2 protein-coding genes are annotated in these 2148 nt (G+C 29.1%); one reads left to right on the forward strand and one right to left on the reverse strand.

Annotation, left to right across the window (positions count from 1 at the left end; genetic code table 11):
- The first annotated feature begins 236 nt into the window (after window positions 1-236).
- Entirely contained in the window at window positions 237-1514 is a 1278-nt protein-coding gene (serS, locus tag J7G74_RS16195; protein ID WP_297137291.1) for a serine--tRNA ligase, read from the forward strand.
- A 204-nt stretch (window positions 1515-1718) separates the two neighbouring features.
- On the opposite strand, the gene J7G74_RS16200 is transcribed toward serS, so the two are convergent.
- A complete protein-coding gene (locus tag J7G74_RS16200) occupies window positions 1719-2027 on the reverse strand; it encodes a DUF1540 domain-containing protein (protein ID WP_297137293.1) in 309 nt (102 codons plus the stop codon).
- Window positions 2028-2148 lie beyond the last annotated feature (121 nt).

Here is a 2148-nt window from a genome sequence, read left to right on the forward strand (position 1 = left end):
ATTTTTAACTTAGGAAATGGAAGTGGATTTTCAGTTAAAGAAATGATAGAAGCTGCAAGAAGAGTTACTGGTCACGAGATCCCAGCTAAGATTTGTGAAAGAAGAGCTGGAGATCCAGCTAGATTATGCTTAATGCTTAAAATATAGTTAAAATGGATTGATTATACTTTATACCTTTATATTTCTTAGGGAATATACATAATTCAATTTGTAGATAAAATGTAGGAGGAAAGAAAATGTTAGATATCAAAAGGATAAGAGAAAATCTAGAAGATATTAAAAAAGCTATGGATAGAAGGGGAGAAAGAGAATTTGACCTTGATGCTGTAGTTGAATTAGATGACCAAAGAAGAGAATTATTAAAAGAAGTTGAGGCTTTAAAAAGCGAAATGAATATTGAGCAAAAGAAAATACCTCAATTAATGAAAGAAGGAAAAAAAGAAGAAGCAGAAGCTGAAAAAGTTAAACTTAAAGAGCTTTCTGAAAAAATAAAAGGTTTAGATGAAAAGGTAAAAAATGTTCAAGATGAATTACAATATAGATTACTTAGAATTCCAAATGTTCCAAATGTAAACGTTCCTCAAGGGGATACTGATGAAGATAATGTAGAAATTAGAAAATGGGGAGAACCAAGAAAATTTGATTTTGATTTTAAACCTCACTGGGATCTAGGAACTGATTTAGGAATATTAGATTTTGAAACTGCTGCTAAAATAACAGGATCAAGATTTACTTTATATAGAGGTTTAGGTGCTAGACTAGAAAGATCTATAATGAACTTCTTCTTAAATGAAAATACAACAGTTCAAGGATATACAGAAATGATACCACCATTCATGGCAAATAGTAACTCATTCCTTGGAACAGGTCAATTACCAAAGTTTGGAGAAGATATGTTCAAAGTTGAAGGAACAGATTACTACTTAATACCAACTTCAGAAGTACCTTTAACAAATATAGTTGCAAATGAAATATTACCATTTGAAAAATTACCTTTAAACTTTACTGCTCAAACTCCATGCTTTAGATCAGAAGCAGGTTCTGCAGGTAGAGATACTAGAGGCTTAGTAAGACAACACCAATTCAATAAAGTTGAGATGGTTAAAGTATGTGCTCCAGAAGAATCTTACAATGAATTAGAAAAACTAACAGCTAATGCAGAACATTTATTACAAGTATTAGGACTTCCATATAGAGTTGTTAAAATATGCACAGGAGATTTAGGTTTTACTGCTGCATTTAAATATGACTTAGAAGTATGGATGCCAAGTTACAATAGATATGTTGAAATATCTTCTTGTTCAAACTGTGAAGATTTCCAAGCTAGAAGAGCTGGTATAAGATTCAAAAGAGATAAAAATTCTAAAGCTGAATTTTGCCATACATTAAATGGTTCAGGTCTTGCTATAGGAAGAACTTTTGCTGCTATACTTGAGAACTACCAACAAGCTGATGGATCTATAGTAGTTCCAGAAGCATTAAGACAATATATGGGTGTAGACATTATAAAATAATTTTATATTTTACATAATAAAAAGAGAGATTAAAAAATCTCTCTTTTTTAATATTTTAAGGGATTATAAATTATATGAATTATTGATAATTTATAATCCAAACTTATAAATTTGAGCAACGTACGAATTCGTTGGCGACATGAGCGAAGCGAATTTTTTATTAAAAGTAGTATTATATTTAGTTTATTAATTATTTTAAAGTTATTATTTACACTTAAAAGTTTCACAAGAAGAAAAGTTAGAATTTATATGAACATTATCGGCTAAGCAAGATTTACCTTTGTTATAAATACAATTTAAAGCTTCGCATATTATATCGTCTGGATCTATCTTATTACCACAAGTAATTGCACTTGTAAAAAGTCCTATACTATCATCAAAGAAAGATGAACAAGTAGTTTCCGATGTGGTTACAGCAGAACTTCCCCTTACATTAATATATCCAGCATTACATTCACCATCATAATTATGTGCACAGCCCCTTGCTGAGCAAGTTAATTTTCTATCAGACATCTTAATTCCTCCTAGATATTTCTTCATTTAAATATTGTTATCTAAATATTAAAAAATATGTATATATAATCAAAATTTTAGACTTATATATAAAAATTAATTCTATAAATAATAGATAATC

It is taken from the genome of Terrisporobacter sp., assembly GCF_017888745.1.
GTDB lineage: Bacteria > Bacillota > Clostridia > Peptostreptococcales > Peptostreptococcaceae > Terrisporobacter.